Annotated in this window: 22 protein-coding genes; 12 read left to right on the top strand and 10 right to left on the bottom strand. The window is 33.9% G+C overall.

Annotation, left to right across the window (positions count from 1 at the left end; genetic code table 11):
* Nucleotides 1-6: 6 nt before the first annotated feature.
* Nucleotides 7-2,397, top strand: coding sequence for a penicillin acylase family protein (locus ACQY44_RS16880; protein ID WP_428231469.1), 2,391 nt, complete (start codon nt 7-9; stop codon nt 2,395-2,397).
* Nucleotides 2,398-2,677: 280 nt separating this feature from the next.
* Here ACQY44_RS16880 and ACQY44_RS16875 read toward each other — a convergent pair whose 3' ends face one another.
* The 7 genes from ACQY44_RS16875 to ACQY44_RS16845 all read right to left on the bottom strand — a co-directional run bounded on the left by ACQY44_RS16875 (nt 2,678) and on the right by ACQY44_RS16845 (nt 9,021).
* Nucleotides 2,678-3,121, bottom strand: coding sequence for a hypothetical protein (locus ACQY44_RS16875; protein WP_428231468.1), 444 nt, complete (start codon nt 3,119-3,121; stop codon nt 2,678-2,680).
* Nucleotides 3,122-3,347: 226 nt separating this feature from the next.
* Entirely contained in the window at nt 3,348-4,802 is a 1,455-nt protein-coding gene (locus ACQY44_RS16870; RefSeq protein ID WP_428231467.1) for a serine hydrolase, read from the bottom strand.
* A gap of 184 nt (nt 4,803-4,986) precedes the next feature.
* Entirely contained in the window at nt 4,987-5,487 is a 501-nt protein-coding gene (locus ACQY44_RS16865; protein ID WP_428231466.1) for a nuclear transport factor 2 family protein, read from the bottom strand.
* Nucleotide 5,488: 1 nt separating this feature from the next.
* Entirely contained in the window at nt 5,489-6,997 is a 1,509-nt protein-coding gene (locus ACQY44_RS16860; RefSeq protein ID WP_428231465.1) for a serine hydrolase, read from the bottom strand.
* 78 nt (nt 6,998-7,075) lie between these two features.
* Nucleotides 7,076-7,882 (bottom strand): helix-turn-helix domain-containing protein, encoded by an 807-nt coding sequence (locus tag ACQY44_RS16855; protein WP_428231464.1) that lies wholly within the window; start codon nt 7,880-7,882, stop codon nt 7,076-7,078.
* Between the two features lie 42 nt (nt 7,883-7,924).
* Nucleotides 7,925-8,368, bottom strand: coding sequence for a hypothetical protein (locus ACQY44_RS16850; RefSeq protein WP_428231463.1), 444 nt, complete (start codon nt 8,366-8,368; stop codon nt 7,925-7,927).
* Nucleotides 8,369-8,412: 44 nt separating this feature from the next.
* Nucleotides 8,413-9,021, bottom strand: coding sequence for a GNAT family N-acetyltransferase (locus tag ACQY44_RS16845; protein ID WP_428231462.1), 609 nt, complete (start codon nt 9,019-9,021; stop codon nt 8,413-8,415).
* A 521-nt stretch (nt 9,022-9,542) separates the two neighbouring features.
* On the opposite strand from ACQY44_RS16845, the gene ACQY44_RS16840 reads away from it, so the two are divergent.
* Nucleotides 9,543-10,883 carry an FAD-dependent oxidoreductase gene (locus tag ACQY44_RS16840; protein ID WP_428231461.1) on the top strand — a complete coding sequence of 447 codons (1,341 nt, stop codon included), beginning with the start codon at nt 9,543-9,545 and terminating at the stop codon, nt 10,881-10,883.
* Nucleotides 10,884-10,974: 91 nt separating this feature from the next.
* Here the strand turns inward: ACQY44_RS16840 and ACQY44_RS16835 are convergent, their stop codons facing one another.
* On the bottom strand, nt 10,975-12,492 hold the full coding sequence (locus tag ACQY44_RS16835; protein ID WP_428231460.1) for a helicase HerA-like domain-containing protein: 1,518 nt from the start codon (nt 12,490-12,492) through the stop codon (nt 10,975-10,977).
* A gap of 378 nt (nt 12,493-12,870) precedes the next feature.
* Between ACQY44_RS16835 and ACQY44_RS16830 the strand changes: the two genes are divergently transcribed.
* From ACQY44_RS16830 to ACQY44_RS16795, 8 genes are all read left to right on the top strand, one after another.
* Complete coding sequence (locus ACQY44_RS16830; protein WP_428231459.1) at nt 12,871-13,695, top strand: MotA/TolQ/ExbB proton channel family protein; 825 nt, start codon at nt 12,871-12,873, stop codon at nt 13,693-13,695.
* A 56-nt stretch (nt 13,696-13,751) separates the two neighbouring features.
* Complete coding sequence (locus ACQY44_RS16825; RefSeq protein WP_428231458.1) at nt 13,752-14,378, top strand: ExbD/TolR family protein; 627 nt, start codon at nt 13,752-13,754, stop codon at nt 14,376-14,378.
* Between the two features lie 20 nt (nt 14,379-14,398).
* Entirely contained in the window at nt 14,399-14,962 is a 564-nt protein-coding gene (locus ACQY44_RS16820) for an ExbD/TolR family protein (protein WP_428231457.1), read from the top strand.
* Between the two features lie 30 nt (nt 14,963-14,992).
* Nucleotides 14,993-15,793 (top strand): energy transducer TonB, encoded by an 801-nt coding sequence (locus ACQY44_RS16815; protein ID WP_428231456.1) that lies wholly within the window; start codon nt 14,993-14,995, stop codon nt 15,791-15,793.
* Nucleotides 15,793-16,023, top strand: a complete 231-nt coding sequence (locus tag ACQY44_RS16810; protein ID WP_428231455.1) for a hypothetical protein — start codon at nt 15,793-15,795, stop codon at nt 16,021-16,023. Before ACQY44_RS16815 ends, ACQY44_RS16810 begins: the two co-directional genes overlap by 1 nt.
* Before the next feature lie 2 nt (nt 16,024-16,025).
* Entirely contained in the window at nt 16,026-16,949 is a 924-nt protein-coding gene (locus ACQY44_RS16805) for a PstS family phosphate ABC transporter substrate-binding protein (RefSeq protein WP_428231454.1), read from the top strand.
* A 17-nt stretch (nt 16,950-16,966) separates the two neighbouring features.
* On the top strand, nt 16,967-18,634 hold the full coding sequence (locus ACQY44_RS16800; RefSeq protein ID WP_428231453.1) for a tetratricopeptide repeat protein: 1,668 nt from the start codon (nt 16,967-16,969) through the stop codon (nt 18,632-18,634).
* Nucleotides 18,635-18,735: 101 nt separating this feature from the next.
* Nucleotides 18,736-19,368 carry a 7-carboxy-7-deazaguanine synthase QueE gene (locus ACQY44_RS16795; RefSeq protein WP_428231452.1) on the top strand — a complete coding sequence of 211 codons (633 nt, stop codon included), beginning with the start codon at nt 18,736-18,738 and terminating at the stop codon, nt 19,366-19,368.
* An 84-nt stretch (nt 19,369-19,452) separates the two neighbouring features.
* Here the strand turns inward: ACQY44_RS16795 and ACQY44_RS16790 are convergent, their stop codons facing one another.
* Nucleotides 19,453-19,998, bottom strand: coding sequence for a YfiT family bacillithiol transferase (locus ACQY44_RS16790; RefSeq protein WP_428231451.1), 546 nt, complete (start codon nt 19,996-19,998; stop codon nt 19,453-19,455).
* 18 nt (nt 19,999-20,016) lie between these two features.
* A complete protein-coding gene (locus ACQY44_RS16785) occupies nt 20,017-20,724 on the bottom strand; it encodes a class I SAM-dependent methyltransferase (protein ID WP_428231450.1) in 708 nt (235 codons plus the stop codon).
* Between the two features lie 74 nt (nt 20,725-20,798).
* On the opposite strand from ACQY44_RS16785, the gene ACQY44_RS16780 reads away from it, so the two are divergent.
* Together ACQY44_RS16780 and ACQY44_RS16775 are read left to right on the top strand one after the other, a co-directional pair.
* Nucleotides 20,799-21,293: a YkgJ family cysteine cluster protein gene (locus ACQY44_RS16780; RefSeq protein ID WP_428231449.1), complete on the top strand. Its 495-nt coding sequence runs from the start codon at nt 20,799-20,801 to the stop codon at nt 21,291-21,293.
* Nucleotides 21,294-21,408: 115 nt separating this feature from the next.
* Complete coding sequence (locus tag ACQY44_RS16775; protein ID WP_428231448.1) at nt 21,409-22,644, top strand: ABC transporter permease; 1,236 nt, start codon at nt 21,409-21,411, stop codon at nt 22,642-22,644.
* Nucleotides 22,645-23,135: the final 491 nt, after the last annotated feature.

The raw sequence follows: 23,135 nt of genomic DNA, 5'->3' as shown, positions 1-23,135 counted from the left end.
TTGAATATGAGAAAAATTAAAAAAATTCTGCTGGTTTTATTCGTTTTGATTGTTGTTCTTGGAATAGGTTTATGTGCGTATATTTTTCATTTGAAACCCAAATACGAAGGGGAAATTCAATTGAAAAATCTTGAGAAGGAGACCACAGTTTATTTTGATGATTTTGGTGTGCCTCATATTTATGCTAATTCTGAAAAAGATGCGATGACAGCTTTGGGTTATGTTCATGCGCAGGAAAGATTGTGGCAAATGGAATTACTTCGTCGAATCGCACCAGGAAGGTTGTCAGAAATCTTTGGATCTGTTGCACTCAAAAATGATAAGTTTTTCTCCGGAATTGGTATCGAGGAAGCTTCGGCGAAAGCAATAGCCAAGCTAGACAAAAACAGTCAGAGTTATAAAATGACAATGGCTTATTTAGATGGAATTAATCAGTATCTGGAAGAGGGAACAACGCCAATTGAGTTTACTTTGGTTGGGGTTAAGAAAGAGAAATTTACGATAAAAGACGTTTATAATATTTTTGGATACATGTCTTTTAGTTTTGCTATGGCTCAAAAAACAGATCCGTTATTGACTGATATCCGTATTAGATATGGAGCTGAATATTTGAAAGATTTAGGAATTGAAGGCGAGTTTAATACGACACAAATTAAAAGCTCTAAAGAACATATTGAAGAATATACTACGATCGCAAAATCTGTAGCAGCATTACTGGATAATTCGCCAATTCCTCCTTTTGTGGGAAGTAACAGTTGGGTTGCAGGACCAACGAAAACCAAAAGTGGAAAAGTAATTTTTGCCAATGATCCGCATATTGGTTTTTCACAACCGGCAACCTGGTATGAGGCTCATTTAATTACGCCTGAGTTTGAGTTGTACGGTTGTTATTTGGCCGGAACACCGTATCCGTTACTGGCGCACAATCGCGATTATGCTTATGGATTAACGATGTTCGAAAATGATGATATCGATTTTTATCAGGAAAAAAATAAGGTGGGAGATGCAAAACAATATCAAACACCAACAGGTTTTGCAACTTATGAAACCAGAAAGAAAACCATCAAAGTAAAAGACACTTCAGATGTAGTTTTGACGGTTAAATCAAGCCGACACGGACCAATTATGAATGATTTATTGGAACGTTTGGATAAAAAAAAACCAATTGCCATGTCCTGGATTTATACCCAACAGCCCATACAGATTTTAGATGCCGTTTACGGACTTTCGCATGCGAAAAGCAAAGAAGATTTTAGGAAAGCGGTTCAGCTAGTTGCAGCACCGGGACTGAATGTTATGTACGGAGATGCAAAAGGAAATGTAGTATGGTGGGCGACAGGAACTCTTTATAAACATGATAAAGGAGTGAATTCTTTTTTTATTTTAGACGGTGCCAGTGGAAAGGACGATATTAAGGAATATCTGGATTTTTCTAAAAATCCATCAGCCGAAAATCCAAAATGGGGCTATGTATATTCCGCAAATAATCAGCCGGAAGCGATAGATGGCTATTTGTATCCGGGATATTATTTACCTGAAGATCGTGCTAAAAGGATTTCTAGTTTAATGGATGCAAAATCAGATTGGGATAAAGAAGCGATCAGTAAAATGATTTTTGATAATACTTCTCCGGTTGCTCCGGGCGTTGTTCAGCGTTTAATTTCGAATGTAAATACGGCTTCACTTTCAGCAAAAGAAAAGGAAGTGATTACGGTTTTGCAATCATGGAAGGGAACCAATAATCTGGAAGATGTGGCACCGACAATTTACAACAAATGGGTTTATTTATATCTAAAAAATACTTTTGAGGATGAAATGGGAGAGGATAATTTTAATTTATTTCTGGGATTATCTTTAGGAAAACAAATTATTGCCAGACAAATAGAAAATGAAAATTCAGTTTGGTGGGATAATATCAAAACTAAAAATGTAAAAGAAACCAGAAGCGAGATCGTTTCAAAATCATTTCATGAGTCCGTTAAAGCGCTTCAGGAACAATTGGGAGATAACATTGCCGATTGGAACTGGGGAAAGGTACATACGGTAGAACATGAGCATCCGCTAGGAAAAATAGCAGCTTTGCGTAAACTTTTTGATGTAGGCCCTTTTGCAGCGCCGGGATCCAATGAAGTAATAAACAATCAATTCTTCGGGTTTAACAAAGAAGGCAAATACTATGTAAAAGGAGGCCCATCAACCAGAAGAGTTGTTGATTTCTCTGATGTCGAAAACAGCTGGAGTATTTTGCCAACCGGACAATCCGGAAATCCATTTAGTAAACATTACGACGATCAGGCGGAAATGTACAACGCCGGTAGATTCAGAAAAATGAAATTGAATAAAAAGGAGATTGTACAAACATCAACGAAATTGGTTTTAAAACCGAAGAAGGAGTAGTTTTCTTAGTTTTGAGTTTCAGGTTTCAAGTTTCAGGCTTGTGTTTGCTTGTGTGGTTTTACCGCAAAGTGCGCAAAGTTTTTACGCAAAGATTCGCAAAGATTTTTGGGTTGTTTTTTTGTCAAAAGTGCGCAAAGTTTATATAAATAGCTTTGAATTGTATAAATTTTTGTCAAAGTTTAAAACTTTGACAAAAATTTCGGTATTAAAGAAACCTTTGCTCCCTCTGAACCTTCCTAAAAAAAGCTTAGAACCTTAGCAACTTAGCCCCTCATAACCTTTATTTATATTTCCCCCTAACAATATCATTGGCAAATATCTCTAAATTATAACCAAGAGCGTCATTTGCAATCATAACATTTGAAGTTTGATAAGCGGTATCTTGTTGGTATGTTTTTAATAACGTTTCTAATTCTATTTCGTTATAAAATGCGAACATATTGTACACAGCATCTCGAAAGTTTTTATAATTAATACTTTCTGTTATTTCGACTGTTTTTTGGTCATTCCATTTTTCTTTGAGTGCAGCTTCGTTAATGGTTTCTAAGCAAAAATCGACAACATAGTTTTTGTAATGTGCAGCTTCGACAATTTTATCGATTATGATTTTGTTTTGTTGAGTAGGCATTGGAACTGTTTTGGCAGCTGTTTGAGAAATACAAAGCGTTGGGATAAACAGACATAGTAATAAAACTAAAAGAGGTTGCTTCTTTAATTTTTTCATAGGTTAAATAAATAGTGTTTACAGCTTTAAGAGATGTAAATCAGGTTGGTTTGGGATTTTAATATTCTTATTTTGGGCAGGGCTAAAATAGTTTTTTTATACTAAATATAGAATGGGAAAAACATTTTTCAGATAAAAAAACTCCGATAGTTCTGGTTTTTAATCAGGACTATCGGAGTTGGTAGGATAAAGATTACCGCTATTTAGCGTTGGTCTTTCTTAGGTGTTATTTTTTCAAAAGTTCTTCAAGTGCTTTTTTAGCACCTTCTTTTTTTGGATTAAGTTCAACTGATTTTTTATAATTGACAATTGCTAATTTTTTATTCCCATCTGTCAAATAAGCTTCGCCTAAACTATCATAAACATTTCCTGATTTTGGATACGTTTCTGCATTTATTTTGAAAACTTCAAGAGCTTCTTTTGTTTTTCCTGTTTGTAGTAACTGATATCCGGCGTTATTCATGTCACCTTCTAAAATAGTATAAGTAGGATCATTTTTAAGTTTGTTATACAGATTTAAACCACCTGTGATTCCTTTATCTGAGAATGCATCGAGCAGTTCCAGTGCCAGGGACATTTTTGGCATAGTAAAAGGCTGATGGTATAAAATAGCACGAATAGATTCACTCATCTGGTTTAAAACAGTTCCGCCTGTATTATTCAGTAAAACAATTAGATTCTTATCTGTCGGAATGCGATAAATGATCGTGTTAAAACCATTAATTCCACCGCCGTGTTCTGTAACTTTTACTTTGCCTGCAGCACCATTGTCAGCTTCTTCAATAAACCAGCCATATCCGTAAGATCCTTTTCCGGCGCTGATATAAGCTTTAAACAAAGATTCCATTGATTTTGATGAAAGCAATTGGTTGGTATAAAGGGCCTGATCCCAAAGATAAAGATCTTCTACAGTAGAGTACAAAGAACCTGCCGCATACGGAATACTCATATCAAGATAAGGAGAGTTGATGATTTTTTTTCCTCTTTTTTCATAACCGGCAGCTCTGTTTTTTAGTATAATATCGCTATGGTCATATCCTGTATTAACCATTTTTAGTGGAGTAAGGATGATTTCCTGTAAATATTGCTCGTATGTTTTTCCTGAAATCTTTTCTATAATGTATCCCAATAAAAAATATCCTGAATTACTGTAATTAAATTTTTCGCCAGGTGTAAATTCAAGAGGTAAACTCGAGAATGTTTTTACAAATTCTTCAGGAGTGTAAGGATTTCTGCTTTGATCCTTAAAGAAATTAGGAAACGACGTATAATTTGGAATTCCGGAAGTGTGTGTAAGCAAATGATGAATAGTTATTTTATCACCGGTTGCTTTTGGATAATCCGGTAAATAAGTGGTGATAGGAACGTCCAGCTTGATTTTTCCTTCTTCCGCTAATTTTACAATTAAGAAAGCTGTAAATTGTTTGGTGACAGACCCTAATCGGAATTTTGTGTCGGTCTGATTTGGAATATTCCATTCCATATTAGCAGAACCAAATCCTTTTTTTAAAATAACTTTTCCATTTTCGGCAACTAATGCAGCCCCGTTGAATTGACCGTATTGATTGTACTTGCTTAGCAGTTCTTCAATTTGTTTTGCTTTGTCCTGAGCAAAAGAAATGTTTAAGGCAAAAAAGAAGAGGAAAAGAGGGAGAACAATTAGTTTGATTGGTTTTTTCATAATGATTGATGATTAAGTAATTATGGTTAATGAATCGATTTTTGATTTGATGATTGAAACTTTATAATCTGATGCGATTAAATAGGCGTCTTTTTGTTAGACGACAAACTTTCAATTAGGTTTCAATATCAGTCAGTTTTTTTCATTTATTCCAAATAGCTTAATATCGAGTAAGGCATATTTGCTATTTTTTAATAGGTCTATGCTCGTAGCTCACAATTCGTTTCAATTTCCAATCTTTATCTTTTCGTTCCCAAATATGAATAAATTTACCGGTTCCTTCCGGTTTTCCATCAATATAAAAAGTATGTTCACCAATTTGTACGGCTCCAAAATCACCAAGTTTATCGATGGTACAAGAGTTTAATTTTCTAGTCAGTTTTTCTGGTCTCGCACATTTTGCGTTTAATGACTTTATTTCATTTTCCTTAGAAGTATTTAAGCCAAAACGGTCATCATAAAATTCAACATCATCCGCTATTATTTTTTTAAATTTTGCAGCATCACATTGATTGAAGGCAACATCAAAAAGTAAACTGTCCATTTTAAGGATTTCAGTTTTTAGAAGATCCATTTTAAGATCTTGACTGTTAGTTTGCGCGATTGCTTCTCTACTTAAAAATAAAATAAAAAGCACTATTACATTTACCATAGGTGGCATACTTTTTTTTTTGTTATTATCCATTTTATTTCGTTTCGATTTCAACTATTTTTTTTCCGTTTTCACCCAAATAGTGATTCACTATTTTCTCATAGACTTTGTAGCCATCGTCAACATTGGTAAAAATAATCAGGCCTTGTTTCGTTTTTGGCAACATTAAAACAATAGTCTGAACACCTTTGTCTGCTCCTCCATGCGATAAAGCATAACTGTTATTCCCTAAATCGTAGATCTCGAAACCAAGCCCAAAGTATTTATTTTTCTTGGTTTCAACCTGATGCGATGTCATATCGTCAAATACCTTTTTACTTAGTCCGTCGCTATTCATTACGCTGCATAAAAAGGTACCGTAATCTTGAATCGTCGTTAATAAATCATCGGCAGCGTTTGCGGTTTTGTTTTTTACAGGCTCATATGCATTTCCTTTATTGTCATATCCAGTGGCAAACCTTGAAGCATCAGTAATAGCATTCCATGTAAATTTGGTATCCGTCATTTTTAACGGTTTAAAAATTAATTCATCTGCTAACTGCTCCAGTGTTTTATGGAATTTCTTTTCCAGTGCTTTTCTTAAATATTCAAATCCTTCTCCGGAATATTGATATTTTGTTCCAGGTTTGAATTTAAAGTCCAATTTACCGGATTCGTTCATGTATCGCCAATTCGGGAAACCGGTCTGATGACTTAAAATGATTCTTGCTGTTAAAAGTTTTGTATTGGGATCATTTGCAATATCCGGATCTGCCCAGTATTTATATAACGGCTCGTCTAAATTTAGTTTTTCTGAACTCGCCAGTTTCAAAGCAACTATTGCTGTTACCGGTTTGGTTAAGGAAGCAACATTCCATATCGTATTATAGGGCGCTGTAACTCCTTTTTGAAGTTCACCAAATACTTTTATTTGCTGAAGTTTTCCGTTATTGATTACACCAATTCCCAGAGTTGGAACATTATTTTGTTTCAGCCATTTTTCAATTTCCAAATCATTATCAAAAAGACTTGATTTGGTTCCTACGGTATTAACATTCTGATGATCGTAACTTAAAGATCTTCTTAGTTTCCAAACTCCATTTTCCAGTATCCAGAGATGGGTGAATCTTGCGGTACTCCCAAACTTGTCTTTTTTTCCCGGTGAAGGTTCAAAGAACTGATGAATTCCAATTTGCAAAGCACCATATAAGACACCATTTTTAGTTAAAGGATAAATTTCGGTACTGCCTTCTACTAAATCTCTTCTGGCTTGATATGTTTTGGTAGAACCACATAAACCTTTTCGAATGTTCTTTAGAAATAAAGCTTTGTCCTGTATGCTGTCCTGGTCATGATAGAACTCGAAATTGTTGCTTAGTAAATTTTCGAATTGTGAAACGTCGCAAGTATTAAAGCCAACTTTAAAAAGAAGACTGTCTCTTGACATTATGGTTTTGTAAAGCTCTGAGTTTTTTTCTTCCTGAGAAAACCCAATATGGAATTGGAAGAGCAGTATTCCAACTAAAATTGCTTTTAGCAGAAAAAATGATTTGTTGATTTTCATTTTTGATTGATTTGATTGATTGATGATTTTGCAATATTAATGCAATCAAATGTAACAAAATTGTACAAATGCGAAATGTTATCTTTTTTTAGAAAGAAAATAGGAATCCGAATTGAACATTTTTGGTGTGGTTTTCGTCACATCTTTGAATTTTTTGATAAAATGTGACTGATCAAAATACTTGTTATAAAGCGCAACATCGGTTAGTTTTAATTTCTCTAAGTCGGAATTGACCATTTGATCGACCGATTTTCTGAATTTCAGAATCTGGATATAATTTTTGATCGTAAGTCCGGTAGCTGCTTTGAATTTGATCTGAAGTGATCTTTGCGAAGAATTTAGATTTTTTCCAATTTCTGCAACTGTAATTTCTTCATTTTGAAGTTTGATAATTTCGCAGATTTTTTCGACTGCGTTTTTGTTGGGGTGTGAAGCACTTAATTCTTCAAAATAATGATTAATAGTACTTAATAATTCTAAAATATCACTACTTAAACCCGTTGCAATTTTAGTTTGAAAAGGCAATTCCGAGGCAGCAATTTTGATAATAGCATCTGTAAAATTGCTCAAATCATAATGAGGAAACATCGAAAGTGTCCAGGTATGCAATTGAATGATGGTAACTTTAGTTTTAGGTTGAATATTAACCAAAACTTTATTCGTCATTTGAGAACAAAAGTAAAGCCCTTCGTTCATTTCGTATTTGCCTTTACTGGTATGAACTTCTATAGCATTCCCGCTTACGATTGCCAGATTAAAACAGCCATTGGGTAAAACGAGTTTGTTTTCGATCAGGCTTTCGCCGATGCTGTTATCGAGACACCAAATTTTATTGACAAACCTTTCAGCTTTTTGACTTACGTAATGTTCTGAATATAGGTTCATTTTGGAATAATTAATGGGTTTTGGTCTGCTGTCTGTGGTTTATTAAAAGTAAATTTTTATTATAATATCTAATATGATGTATTTTAAAAAATAACACAAAAGTAATGGTAAAATGGTTAATGAAATTTGAAACCATTCTTCAATGGATGTAGTTTTATCAGATTCCTCATCATTCCAAACAGTATTATATTTTATTTTGAAATATAGATTTCGACCATTCTTTTTTAAAATGTAATTATCAAAATATTTATACATTATAAGAAATATCAAAAAATACAAAGATAAAAAAGAAGTTTCTTTTCTATTTTGAAGCATTCCATTATTATAAGCAATTATAGAGAGTATCGGTGATAAAATTGAAAAATATAAAAATAAATTATAAGTTTTTTTATTTCGTAAAATTCTATGGGCTGGAGGATAGACAAGTGTGATGTACCAAATAAATGCAAACAACATTAAAGAAACCGCTAAGCTTATTGTTTCCATGTTTTAGGTTTGGTTTTTGAAGAAATTATTCATTTAATGTTTGGCTAAAATATAGAATTCTTGTTGAACTCAGAAAAATATTCTCGTTTAGTATTTTCCCATTCTTCCAAAATCACACTATAATAAACATCATCTTTACTCTTCCCTTCAGAGTCGATATAATTATTTCTAAAGATTCCCTCTTTTACTGCGCCTAGTTTTTCAATTGCTCTTTGAGATATTTTGTTTTCAAGATCAGCACTGAATTGCATTCTTTTAAATTGAATGTTTTCGAAACCAAAATTCAGTAATTCATATTTACAAGCTTTGTTTAAGCCTGTTCCCTGAAAATCTTTTCCGTACCACGTCCAGCCAATTTCACATTTTTGACTTGCGTGATTGAGGTATCCATAACGTGTGCTTCCGGCAACTTTATTGGTTGCTTTGTCAATTATTAAAAAAGGATAACAAATTCCGTCTGCTTTTTGTTTTAGAGTATTTTGGATATACTTTTCGAAATCAACATCATTTCGAACGTACATTCCCATGTATTGCCAGATTTCGTCATCGAAAATAATTTCTTTGAGTTCGGTGTTTCTTTCGTTTTCGAATGGGAGTAATAAAACTCTTTCGTTTTCTAAAATGATATCAGATTGTAATAGTTCGCTTTTCATTTTTTTGCGGTATGTTAGTCACAAAGTCATAAAGACGCAAAGTTTGTATTTAAGTAATGATTTAAATGTACTTGTTTGTCATTCCGGGGAACGAGGAATCTTCGTAAGAAATTCTATAAAGATTGGTAATGCTGAGAACGGAGTTACTTGCGGAGATCTACTTCGTCTTTTCACTATCACTTGTGTCTTGCTCCTCGGAATGATAGATAAAGTGAATAAACTTTGCGCTTTCGCGATTTTGTGAGATTATTTCTTTTTGCTAAAGTACTCCTTTTAGAGTTTCTAATAAATCATTAAAAAACAGAATTTTGTTATGAAAACAAGTATGGCATAACGGATAGGAACGGCATCCTTTTGTAGCAATGAGCGTTGCTATTGTTAGTCACAAAAGATGTGATGAAGAACCCAATCTGTTTTTTTCTACACGTCATGCCCCGATTAAATCATAAATATTTACTTTATTTTAAAGCTCCTGTATAATTATTACTTATTTTTACGATCTTATATTTAGATTTTTCTTGATGCAAACTCCACTAAAAATTGCTATTGTAGGTTCTGGATTGGTAGGATCACTATTGGCAATTTATCTCAAAAAAGCAGGTCACACCGTTCATGTTTATGATCGTAGTCCTGATATTCGTAAAATTAATTTTTCGGGTCGTTCTATAAATTTGGCAATGTCTAACCGTGGCTGGAAAGCGCTTGATGGCGTTGGCGTTGGCGAATCGGTTCGTGAAATTGCGATCCCGATGGACAAACGTGCGATTCATTTGGTCGACAAACTCAATTTTCAGAATTACGGACAAGAAGGCGAGTCAATTTATTCAATTTCGAGAGGTGCTTTAAACCGAAAAATGATTGATCTCGCAGAACAAGCCGGAGCAGAATTTTTGTTTGAGCAGAAAATCTGGGATGTTACGCTAAGCGATGCGACTTTGCATATTGGCGAAACCGAAAGAGGCGAGTGGGAAGAGAAAAAATATGATATGGTTTTTGGCGCCGATGGTGCTTTTTCAAGAATCCGTCACAGAATGCAACGTCAGAGTATGTTCAATTATTCACAGGAATTTTTGAATATGGGCTATAAGGAATTAAATATTCCGGCGAATGCTGATGCGACTCATAAGCTGGATAAAAATTCTTTTCATATTTGGCCACGCGGCGAATACATGCTGATTGCGCTTCCTAATTTAGACGGAAGTTTTACCTGTACTTTGTTCATGCCATTTGAGGGAGGAAATTCTTTTGCTTCGCTAACAGATCGTAAAATGGTCGAAGATTTCTTTGAGAAAAACTTCCCGGATTCGATTGAAGTAATTCCAAAATTGGCAGAGGATTTCTTCAAAAACCCAACGAGTACTTTAGTAACGATGAAGTGTTTTCCATGGACGTATGAAAATAAAATTGCTTTGATTGGAGATGCCTGTCACGCTATTGTTCCGTTTTACGGACAAGGGATGAATGCTGGTTTTGAAGATATTACTGTTCTAGATGAAATGATCGAAAAGTATGGAGACGAGTGGAAGAAGATTTTCTCTGAATATGAAATTTCACGCAAACCAAATGCTGATGCCATTGCAGAACTTTCGTATCGAAATTTCATGGAAATGAGTACCAAAACTGCTGATGAGAAATTCTTATTACAAAAGAAAATTGAAAAAGCATTCTCTGACAAACATCCTGATAAATGGATTCCGCTTTACAGTCGTGTAACTTTTAGTGATCGTCCGTATTCTGAAGCCCTGGCGATTGGTGATTTTCAAAACGGAATTATGGAAGAGGTTTTAAGAACTGATAATATTGAAAATATATGGAACACTCCTGAAGTCGAAAACAAGATTTTGGAGTTGTTACAGAAATAAAAATCAATACAATATCAAAAATCAATTACAAGATCAATTTAAAATTCGAAATTGATATTGTAATTGACATTGAATTTTGATATTGTTGTATTTACTTCTTAAACATTTTTGATAACACACCAAAAACACCTCTTATAAAAGTAGCACTCGTTAAAACTTTTAGGACTGATTTTGTTACTACACTTGTAGTGCTCGGTTCCGCTTTTGAAGATTTTGCAGGAGCTTGCTGTTGTTGCTCTGTATAAGCTTGTTCAGCATCGGCTATTTTTTTGTTCAGGATTTCATAAGCGCTTTCGCGGTCAATTTCTTCTTCGTATTTTTTTACCAATTTCGATTTGTTGTTAATTGCATCGATTTCATCTGAAGTCAAAACGTCCATTCGGCTCATTGGTGAACGCATCATCGTAGCAACAAGCGGTGTTGGAATACCTTTTTCGTTTAGAGCAGTTACCAAGGCTTCTCCGATTCCTAAACTGGTTAACAATTCATCTGTTTTGTAATATTGTGAAGTAGGATAATTATCAGCTGTTTTTTTAATCGCCTGACGGTCATTTGCCGTAAAAGCCCTTAAAGCATGCTGAATTTTTAATCCTAATTGAGCGAGAACACCACTTGGCACATCCATTGGATTTTGAGTTACGAAATATATACCAACGCCTTTAGAACGGATCAGTTTTACAATCGTTTCAATTTGGTCTAAAAGTGCTTTGCTGGCTTCATTAAAAATTAAATGCGCTTCATCTATAAAAATGACCAGTTCAGGTTGGGCAACATCTCCTTTTTCAGGCATTTTCTGGTAAATTTCGGCTAATAAACTCAACATAAAGGTAGAGAATAATTTAGGTTTATCCTGAATATCGGTCAGGCGGATAATGTTTACATATCCTTTTCCGTTTTCGTCGATTCGCATTAAGTCATCAATTTCAAAAGATAATTCTCCAAAAAAGATATCGCCACCCTGTTGTTCTAATTCTATTATTTTGCGTAAAATAGTTCCGGTGGTTGCAGTCGAAATTTTGCCATAATTTGCTGAAATTTCTGCTTTGCCTTCTTCGGTAATATAATTGATGACTTTTTTGATATCTTTCAAATCAAGTAAAGGCATATTATTGTCGTCACAGTATTTAAAAATTACTGCGACAACACCTGCCTGAGTGTCATTCAAATCTAAAATTCTGGAAAATAAAACAGGCCCAAATTCAGAAACCGTGGCCCTTAACCGAACGCCATTTTGTTTAGAGAGGGACATTAATTCAACAGGAAATGAAGCCACATTATAAGGTATGTTTATTTTGGCATGTCGTTCTGTAATAAATCCTTCCTCTTTTCCTTCTTTGGCAATTCCGCTAAAATCTCCTTTGATGTCCATCATCAGAACAGGAATTCCAGCATTTGAGAGTTGCTCAGAAAAAACCTGTATCGTTTTTGTTTTCCCTGTTCCGGTTGCGCCTGCTATAAGTCCGTGGCGATTGAGCGTTTTTAGTGGGATTTTTACATGAACTTCTGCGATTGGCTCTCCGTCAAAAATAGCCCCTCCCAGAATTATGTTATCACCTTTAGACATGTAACCATTGTTTATATCTTGAATGAAATTATCCTTTTTATTCATGTTTTATTTGTAATTTAGATGATTATAAGAGTATTGCTCGATTTTTTAACATTTTGGCTTCGTTATTTTTAGTAAGAAAAAGCTTTTTTTGATTGAAAAAAATATAAAAAATAATTTCGCAACTTTTTAAGAAGATATCAAAGGAATGTTTGAATATTTACTAAAACGTTGTAATTTTCCCATTAATCGCCTTGTTTTTTGTTTTATCTAAAAAATGACGCCAGCAATTTAATGAGATATTTTTTAAATCGACGTTAAATTTCATTCAATTAAATTAAAAAAAGTTTTTTTATTTAAACTAAACGTATAAATTTGCTCCTCTACAAGTTAAATATAACTAAAAAATAAAATTATTTAAAACTATTAAAATTAAAAAAAATGGCAAACGTTAAAGTTAAAAAAGAAAGCACTTCAAATGGAGGAGGAATGATTACAGGAATCATTATTGTAGCGTGTATTTTAGTTGGGGTGTTTATTTGGAAAGTAATTATGGGAGATGCTTCTAACTTCGAAGGAGGTAATCCGGAAACAGGTCACCCAATCAATACATTAGGACAAGTATACAAAGGAGGTTTTATCGTACCAGTTTTATTAGGTATGTTTTTAATGGTTGTTGTGTTTTCTATTGAAAGATTTATCGTTATCGGTAAAGCAGCTGGAAAAGCTAACTTAGATGCATTTATGAAAAATGTACAAGGAAACATCAAAGAAGGAAACATCGAGGCTGCTATCGCTTCATGTGACAAACAACAAGGTTCAGTTGCAAATGCAATTAAATCTGCTTTGGTAAAATACCAAGATGTTAAAAAAGAAGGTTTCAACAGTGAGGAAGCTGCAGAAGTAATCCACAAAGAAATCGAAGAGGCAACTTCATTAGAAATGCCAATGTTAGAAAAAAATATGACTATTATCTCTACTTTAGTATCATTAGGAACTTTAGGAGGATTATTAGGAACTGTATCAGGGATGATTAAAGCGTTTGGTGCGTTAGCTTCTGCTGGAACTCCAGACCAGGCTGCTCTTGCAACAGGTATTTCTGAGGCATTGATCAACACTGCAACAGGTATCTCTACTTCAATCTTAGCGATCGTTTCTTATAACTTCTTTACTGCTAAAATTGATGATTTAACTTACTCAATTGATGAGGCTGGTACTACAATTGTAAATACTTACAGAAGATTCAGAGGAAGTTTGAAACAATAATTAATTTTTGATTAGTATTAATTACAATTAATTATATCAAAATAAAATAAAAGATAATGGCTAAAATAAAAATGAAAAAAAAGTCAACATCGACAGATATGACTGCCATGTGTGATGTTGCGTTCCTTTTGCTTACGTTCTTTATTTTGACCGCTACTGCTAAAGTGCCAGAAGCACTTCCTGTAGATATGCCTTCTTCTGTTGCTCAAACTAAATTGCCGGATTCTGATTTAGCAATTATTACAGTAGGAAAAGGTGCTGACGGGAAAAGCAAAGTGTTTTTCGACATTAAAGGAAGAGAGATTCGTAAAAGAACTCTTGAAGGAATGGGCGCAAAATACGGTGTGACTTTTTCAGAAGATGATAAAACTAAATTTGCTTTAATGGATGACTTCGGTGTACCAGTAACAAATTTGAAACAAATCATCGACATGAAAGCGGCTGATAGAACAAAAGCAAATCAACCTGGAGTTCCAATCGATTCATTAGATAATCAATTAAAAGACTGGCTCTTGATTTCAAGAAGAGCTGCAATTGATCTTGATGATAAAGAATTGAAAATTGCTATAAAAGGTGATGCTAAAGAACAGTATCCACAAATCAAAAAGATTATGGATATTTTACAAGATCAGAAAATCAATTCCTTTAACTTAGTTACAGGTACGAGAGGAAGAGACTTTTAATTTAAAAAATATACACTAAAATGGCTGAATTAAATACCGGCGACGGTGGTGGCGGAAAAGGTGGAAAAGTAAGAAGTAAAAAGCAGAATTCTAAAGTCGATTTAACTGCGATGGTGGATTTGGCATTCTTATTGATCACGTTCTTTATGTTAACCACATCGTTGTCAAAACCTCAATCGATGGATTTGTCTCTGCCAGATAAAGATCCTAACGAGAAAGATAACAAGGACACTAAAGTAGATGAGAATCGTACGATGACAGTTATTCTAGGTGCAGATAACAAAATGGTTTATTACATGGGATTGCTTGCAACTCCTAAAGTTGGACCTAAAGATATTGCCTATGGTAAAGACGGAATTCGTAGAGAATTATTAACTCAGAAAAAAGCAGTATTAGCTTATTCTACAGCTTTGGGGAAACCTAAAAATGGAATTATAGTTATTATTAAGCCAACTAAAAAATCAAATTACCGTAATTTGGTTGATATTTTGGATGAGATGGCTATTTCAGGTGTAGAAACTTATGCTATTGTTCCTGAGTTTACTCCAGAAGAAACGAAATTGATAGATAAAAAACCAGAGTAATCTTGTTTTAATCCTTAATAATCAAGAAAAATGAAATTAGATATAATTAAAAATCAGTGGCTTGATATCGTATTCGAAGGGCGTAATAAGATATATGGTGCATATGAGTTAAGAAAATCGAATGGTAAGACGACTGTAAAGGCGCTTGTCATTGGTTCGCTTATCTTCAGCTTTGCTGTTGCAGCTCCTCTTATTGCAAGCTTGTTGCCGGATTCTGAGGAAGAAGTGGTAAATAACGATATTAAAATCGCGACAGTAAAATTACCTCCTAAAAAAGAGGAAATTAAGCCAAATCAACCACCACCACCACCACCACCACCAAAAGTGGATCAGGTTAAGTTTGTGAAACCAGTGGTTGCTAAAGCAAATGAAATTACTGAAGACCCACCAAAAATTGTGGATCTTAAAGATAAAAAGGTTGGTAACGAAACCATTAAAGGAGATCCGGATGCAGTTTTAACTGTTGATGAGCCAGTTGGTAAAGGACCAGTTACTGAGATCATTCAGGAAGATAACAATGTTTATAATACTGCTGGTATCGAAGTAAAACCTGATTTCCCTGGAGGAATTGAGAAATTCTACAAATTCGTAGGAAATAATTACAAGACTCCAGAAGAAGAAGGTTTAAAAGGAAAAGTATATGTTACTTTTGTAGTTGAAAAAGACGGTTCATTAACCGACATTAAAGTTTTAAGGGATATCGGTTACGGTACAGGAGCAGAAGCAATTCGTGTTCTTAAAAAATGTCCAAAATGGACTCCTGGCGAGCAAAATGGTAAAAAAGTTAGGGTTCTTTACTCTCTTCCTATTACTATTCAATCTGCAGAATAATGTTAAAAGATATGCTTAATAATATTCAGAAGAAATCGCTCAAAGAGCGATTTCTTCTTGTTTTAGGAATACTCTTTTTTTTAATATATCTTGTACTGGGTTTAATGATTATGTTTTGGAAGAAACTTCCTTTAGATATGGAACCTAGATACAGATATGCTTTTGGTGGTTTATTGATAGTGTATTCAGCAATACGTTTCCTTAGATTAATTAATTCAAATGCCGAATAATTATGGTAAAATATAGTAAAATTGCAGGGTTAGTTGTTTTTGTTTTTTTGTTTGCCATGTGTAACCAAAAAAGCAAAAATGAAGCTGATTCAGAAACAATTTTAAAAGGATCAATTGATATTACTGTAGATGAGACAATAAAACCTATTGTTGAAGATATGATAGCTGTTTTTGAAGGGACTTATTATGGAGCAAAGATTTCAATTAAACCAAAATCTGAGGCAGAACTTGTAAATGATCTATTGAATCAAAAAGCGAAAGTTGTTGTAATGACGAGAGATCTGACTCAAGAGGAAAGAGACAGATTTGCAAAGAGTAAGATTAATCCCAGGGTTACGCCCTTTGCTAAAGATGCAATTGCTTTTGTTACCAACAAAAGCAATAAAGACACATTAATTGCGTTGAAAACCGTAATTGATTTTCTGCAAGGTAAATCAGGTTCTGGAATAAAAGGTCTTGTTTTTGATAATCCAAATTCGAGTACGGTAAGGTATATGAAAGAATTGGCCCATGTGAAAGATATTCCTTCAAGCAATGTTTTTTCTTTTAAAACAAATGGCGAAGTAATTAAATTCGTTTCAGAGAATGATGGTATGATTGGAGTAGTAGGAGTAGATTGGCTTTATCAGCCATCTCCTGATATGCTTGATATTATTAAAAAAATAAACGTTATGAGTGTTAAAGGTATAAACGGTGATAAATATTACGACCCTACTCAAAATGATCTCGGCGAAATGAAATATCCTTTGGCACGTGATTTGTTTATTGTAAATTGTCAGGGGTATACTGGTTTAGGAATGGGGTTCGCTTCATTCATTTCAGGAGACATTGGTCAGCGTATTGTTTTAAAATCAGGATTGTTGCCTGTTAGGACTCCGGGTAGAAACCTTAAAATTAGAAATCAAATTATTAACGATAAAGAATAAATTAATTACAATTAAAGATGAATAAATTTAAAATTTTTAGTCTTGCTTTAGTTGCTTCGGCTACTGTTTCACAAGCGCAAGATATCAAAGAAGCTAAAAAAGCAATCGATGCTGAACAATTTCAAAAAGCAAAGTCTTTGCTTAAATCAATCATCAAAGCGAAACCTTCTGATGGAGAAGCCAATTTTGTTTTAGGTAATATATATTTAAATCAATCTATTGTTGATTCTGCTAAAATTTATTACGCAAATGGATTACAGGCATCTGATAAGAAAAACTTAAATTATATTGGTTTAGGTCAAATCGATCTTGATAGTAAAAATGCTACTGCGGCTCAGGCTAATTTTGGTTTGGCTACAAAAGATATGAAACGTAAGGATGTAGATGAATTTATTTACATCGGTAGAGCGTATATCAACTCAACTAGTCCTGATTATCCTGCTGCAATTGCCGTTTTAAAACGTGCATTAGCAATTGAACCTCAAAATGCAACCGCGCTTTTAACAATTGGAGATGCTTATTATGGTTCAAATAATCAAAATGATGCTTATAAAGCTTATCGTGATGCATTTACTGCTGATCCAACACTTTTGAGAGCAAAAATGCAGTTGGGAGTTTTGTTAAAAGGAGCTAAATCTTATGAAGAGGCTATTAAGGCTTTTAATGAAGTTATTGCATTAGATGCTAATTATGGTCCGGTTTATAGAGAATTAGCAGAGACGTATTACAAGTGGGGAAGAAACAAGACATCTACTGCGAAGGTTAATATGCAAAATGCAATTACAAATTATGAGAAATATTTAAGCCTTACAGATTATTCATTAGATTCTAAAATGCGTCATGCAGATTTCTTAATCTTAGTAAAAGATTATAAAACTCTAGAGACTGTTGCGAATAAAATGATTGCTGAGGATAAAGTAAATCCAAGAATTTACAGATACTTAGGGTATGCTGCTTATGAAAACGGAAATGTAGATGTGGCAATTAAATCTATAGAAGATTTTATGAAAGTACCTTCAAATAAAGTAATTGGTAGAGATTACTTATATTTAGGTTTGTCAAAAATTAAGAAAGGAACTAGTGCTGACGGTGTTATTGATCAGGCTGCTTTTGATGCTGGTGTTGCTGACATTAAAAAAGCAATTGAATTAGAGCCTTTAGTAGTAGAAGAACTAGCTGATTTAGGAAAAGCTTTGTTTGGTAAAAAACAATACGCACAAGCAGCTACTATTTTTGAATTAGGAACTGGCAATAAAGAGTCTAAAAATTATTTAGATGATAATGTTTATTACGGTATTTCTATTTATTATGCAAATGCAAATAAAGCAAACGGAGCTCCTGATGCTGCTGCTTTAGCTAAAGCTGATGCTGCGTTTGATAGAATTTTAGAGGCTTCTCCAACTTATGATGAGGCTTACTTGTACAAAGGTAGAATCAATAACTTGTTAGAGAAAGATGACTTGATTATTAAAAACTACGAAGAGTACGTAACAAGAACAACTGCAAAAGGTGCTGAAGAATTGGCAAAACCTGCAACGGTTAAAAAAATCGTAGAAGCATACAATAGTATTGGTGCAAGTTATGCAAATACAGATAAAGCGAAAGCAATTGAATATTTCAATAAAACTTTGGTTTTAGATCCTGCAAATGCTTATGCTGCACAATCTGTAAAAGCCTTAAAATAATTTAAGATCTTTTATTAAATATATAACCGATAGTTCTTTAGGACTATCGGTTTTTTTTGTTCCGTATTTAATTGACTATCTTTGCACTTTAAAATGAAATAATGTTATCAAAAGAAATACAATTAGAAGTAAATAAAGGAGCGATGTTGCCCTTGATGGAAGAATTTTATACCATTCAGGGAGAAGGTTTTCATACTGGTACAGCTGCTTACTTTATACGAATTGGAGGCTGTGATGTAGGTTGTCACTGGTGCGATGTGAAGGAGAGTTGGAATGCAGAATTACATCCGCCAACAAGTGTTGATTTAATTGTTAATAATGCTGCAAGTTCGGCAGATACTGTGGTGATCACTGGAGGAGAGCCTTTAACCTGGGATATGGGCTTGTTGACTCAGGAGTTGAAAAATAGAAATTTAAAAGTTCATATAGAAACTTCCGGAGCCTATCCGTTGACGGGTACCTGGGATTGGATTTGTCTTTCGCCTAAAAAGAATAAATTGCCAACGCAAACCGTTTATGATAATGCACACGAGTTAAAAGTGATTATTTATAATAAGCATGATTTTATCTTTGCAGAGGAACAGGCGGAGTTGGTAAATGACAATGCAATTTTGTTCCTTCAGCCGGAGTGGAGTAAAAAAGAAGAAATGACGCCATTAATTGTTGATTATGTAATGAATAATCCAAAGTGGAGGGTTTCGCTTCAGACTCATAAATATTTGAATATCCCTTAAAGACTATAAAAAAATCTCTTCATCTGAAGAGATTTTTTGTTTTCGGTAAATAATACACAGTGTGTAAAAAAGAAACGATACTGTTTATTGCCAGTTTTTGTATTTCTTTAGAGTAGTAATATGTGCTAAGTGATGATTGCCATGCCAGGCATACGTTCCTATTAATTGCTTTATTCTGTATTCTGAATTATTTTCCGGATGAATAAAAGATTTTTCCAGATCTGTTTCGGACAGATTTCTCATGATATAGGTCAGGCGATAATGTAGCCCCTCTAATAGAGTCAGGGTAGGCTGAATAGCCATATTTAAATTGTCGTTTAATTCAGACCATAAAGTTTCATCATAGGCTTTTATGACCGGATTGTTTTCGGTTAAAGCCCATTTTATTCGTATGTAGCAATTCATGTGGCTTTCGGCGCAGTGATGAATCACTTGTCGAACTGTCCAGCCGCCTGGTCGATAGGGAGTATCTAATTGTTCGTCTGTCAGATGAAGTGTCTCTTTTTTTAATCTTTCTGGGAAAGATTCGATTTCATCAATTTGAGCTGAAAGATATTCAGGTGTAAATTCAACTGGAAATTCAAATTTTCCTATTGGATATTTTAATTTTTCTAAATCTGGTGCTGTCATGATGCATAGGTTTTATTTTTAAATGTAAAGTCTTGCCAGATAATCATAATGTTCTCCTTCTAAAATAAGCTCGCATTTAAGTCCGTTTGCAAGAGCGGCATTCTGAAGTGTGTTGTAGTCCAGGTACAACCAGTCAAAGGGTTCTTCTTTTTCTCCTTTATAAGAGATGTTAAAAACAAGTTCTCCATAATAATCATTATTCGACGGAATCCATTTTCCGCCGTCTTCGTCTTCGTCAAACATATATATAATATCTGAGCTGTCTAATAAAATTTGACCGCCCGGATTCAAAAGTGATTTTAGTTTCGATAAAAATTTATTGCAGTGTTCTAATTTGCCGAAAATCCCAACGCCATTCATTAGTAAAATAATAGTGTCGAATTTTTCACCTTCAAAATCCAGTATATCCTGAACTTTTGCATTTTTTACACCTCGTAATTTGCAGGTTTCAATTGCTTTTTGTGAAATATCAATTGAAGTGACGTTTAAATTACGATCATTTTGTAGTGACAAACTATGACTTCCGGCGCCACAGCCTACATCTAATATTTTTCCCGTTGCCAGTTGTAATGCTTTTTGTTCAAGTTTGGGCATTTCGTTATAAGAACGAAACAAATAATCCACGCTCATTTCGTCTTCTTCAGAAATGGTGGTCTCTGTAATGATGTCTTCCGGCGAATTATTGGTTTGAAAGTCGAACATCGCCTTTCCAAATAGGTCTTTCATTGTATTTTAATTCAAAGTTTAAGGTTTCAAGTTTAAAGTTGTTTAATTTTGCAGATCAACTTTAAAAAGCAAACTTGAAACAAATTTTAAATAACTTAAATAAGTTAGCCAAAGATAAGCATATCGAAAACAAAAAGTATTTTGATAAGTTAAAAAAGAAGCAGCCAAAGAATTTGGATTACGTTATGCAGGATTTGCATGATGCTGAATTCAAAAAGACAGATTGTCTGCAATGTGCTAATTGTTGTAAAACAACCGGCCCATTATTTACTTTGGCAGATATCGAAAGAATCTCAAAATCGTTCAGGCAAAAGCCGCAACAATTCATAGAACAATATCTGCGAATTGATGAGGACAAAGATTATGTCTTAAAAAGTGTTCCGTGTACTTTTCTGGATAACGAGAATTATTGCATGATTTACGATGTTCGCCCAAAGGCATGCAGAGAATTTCCGCATACAGATCGTAAAAAGTTTAATCAAATTACAGATCTTACTTTAAAGAATGTTGCCATTTGTCCTGCAGCCTATAATATAGTCGAAGAAATGAAAAAGAAACTTCCGTTGTAAGAACTTAAAAATTTTGTAATTGTTTTTAAGAGCAATTTGTTTTTGCTTTTTTAAATGTATTTTTGATTCGGATAGTTAAAATCCATTATAATAATTAATAAAAGACAACTGAAATTTGAGTTTAGAATATTTCATAGCCAAAAGACTTATTACTGCCAAAGATTATAAAAGCAGTATATCGGCGCCAATTATAAAAATTGCCATTTCGGCCATTGCTATTGGTATTATTATGATGATAGTTTCAGTCGCGACCGGAATAGGTTTACAGCAAAAAATACGTGATAAAGTTTCGGCCTTCAATGGTCAGATCATTATATCCAATTATGATAATAATAATTCTGAAGTGACTTTGACTCCTGTCTCAAAGAATCAGGATTTCTATCCCAATTTTAAATCAGTTCCAGAGGTAAGTCATATTCAGGCCATCGCAAGTAAAGCAGGAATTATTAGAACCGAAAATGCTTTCGAAGGAATTGTTTTTAAAGGAGTAGGTGCAGATTATGACTGGAACAATATAAAAGAGTATATCGTTGATGGTAAAGTGCCTGATTTTTCTAAAGCCTTAAATGAAGAAGTTTTAATTTCCAGGCTTCTCGCAGATCGGCTTAATTTAAAAGTTGGAGACAATTTTAATACTTTTTTCATTAAAGAAGAACAAGGTAAAATGCCTAACAGTCGCCGATTCAAAATTGCCGGTATTTTTAATTCAGGATTTCAGCAATTCGATGCTACCTATATCATTGGTGATATCCGGCATATTCAGCGAATTAATAAATGGAGTTCGGATCAGGTGGGGGCTTTTGAGATCTTTGTAAAAGACTTCGATAATATTAAAGCAACCGGTAGTCAAATTTACGAGCAAACTTCATCCAATTTAGACACTAAGACTATAATCGAAAAATACAGTTATATTTTTGATTGGTTGCAGTTGTTTGATTTTAATATCGTCGTTATCCTTGGGGTCATGATTTTGGTGGCAACGATAAATATGGTGGTGGCCTTATTAGTTCTTATATTAGAGCGAACGCAAATGATAGGAATATTAAAAGCAATGGGTGCAAATAACTGGACGGTTCGAAAAATATTTTTGTATAACGCATTCTATCTTATTATACGAGGATTGTTCTGGGGTAACTTAATTGGTATTGCGATATTGCTTATTCAGCAGCAATTTGGGGTTGTTCAGTTAAATCCTGAAAACTATTACGTCAATCAGGCACCGGTCTATTTGAATTGGGGATATATCGTCTTGCTAAATTTACTCACAATTGCAGTTTGTTTTGTAGTGCTCTTAATTCCTTCTTATATTATAACGAAGATTTCCCCAGTCAAAGCCATTCGTTTCGAATAGTAATTCATAAACTCATAAACCCGTCAGTCCAATTGACGGGTTTTTTATTCTATCATATATTAAAGACAAGCAATGCGTCTTTTATTTTTGGAATTTAGAATTTGATTTAGGAGCTGTTTCCCGCTATCCGTTCCAATCTTTTGTGCCGAACCCCGGCACAAAAGGATTTCCACTACTATCGGGGCTAGGGCGGAAGTTTCCATAAGAAGGAGAGGAATGAAAATGAAACTTAGTGACTTTGCGCCTTTGCGCGAATAAAAGCAAACTCAAGACAACTATAAAGTAATGTAATAAGCGCTGAAAAAGCTATGAAGTCCATAAAAATGACACTTCTTCCAAAGTTGATATTACGAAAAACACAAATCCTTTGCGAAAATTCGTATAAATCCGGAAAAAGGTAAAAGCTTAAGGTTGGTGTTATCAGAGTGTTAAGAAAAAGTTTTAAAAAAGGTGGAAATTATATAAACAAAAGGCTTGTAAATGTAAATAAA

It is taken from the genome of Flavobacterium sp. (genome assembly GCF_965277525.1).
In the GTDB taxonomy this organism is placed as follows: Bacteria; Bacteroidota; Bacteroidia; order Flavobacteriales; family Flavobacteriaceae; genus Flavobacterium.
The sequence above is the reverse complement of the archived record's forward strand: the minus strand, read 5'-3'. Positions and strand labels throughout refer to the sequence as shown.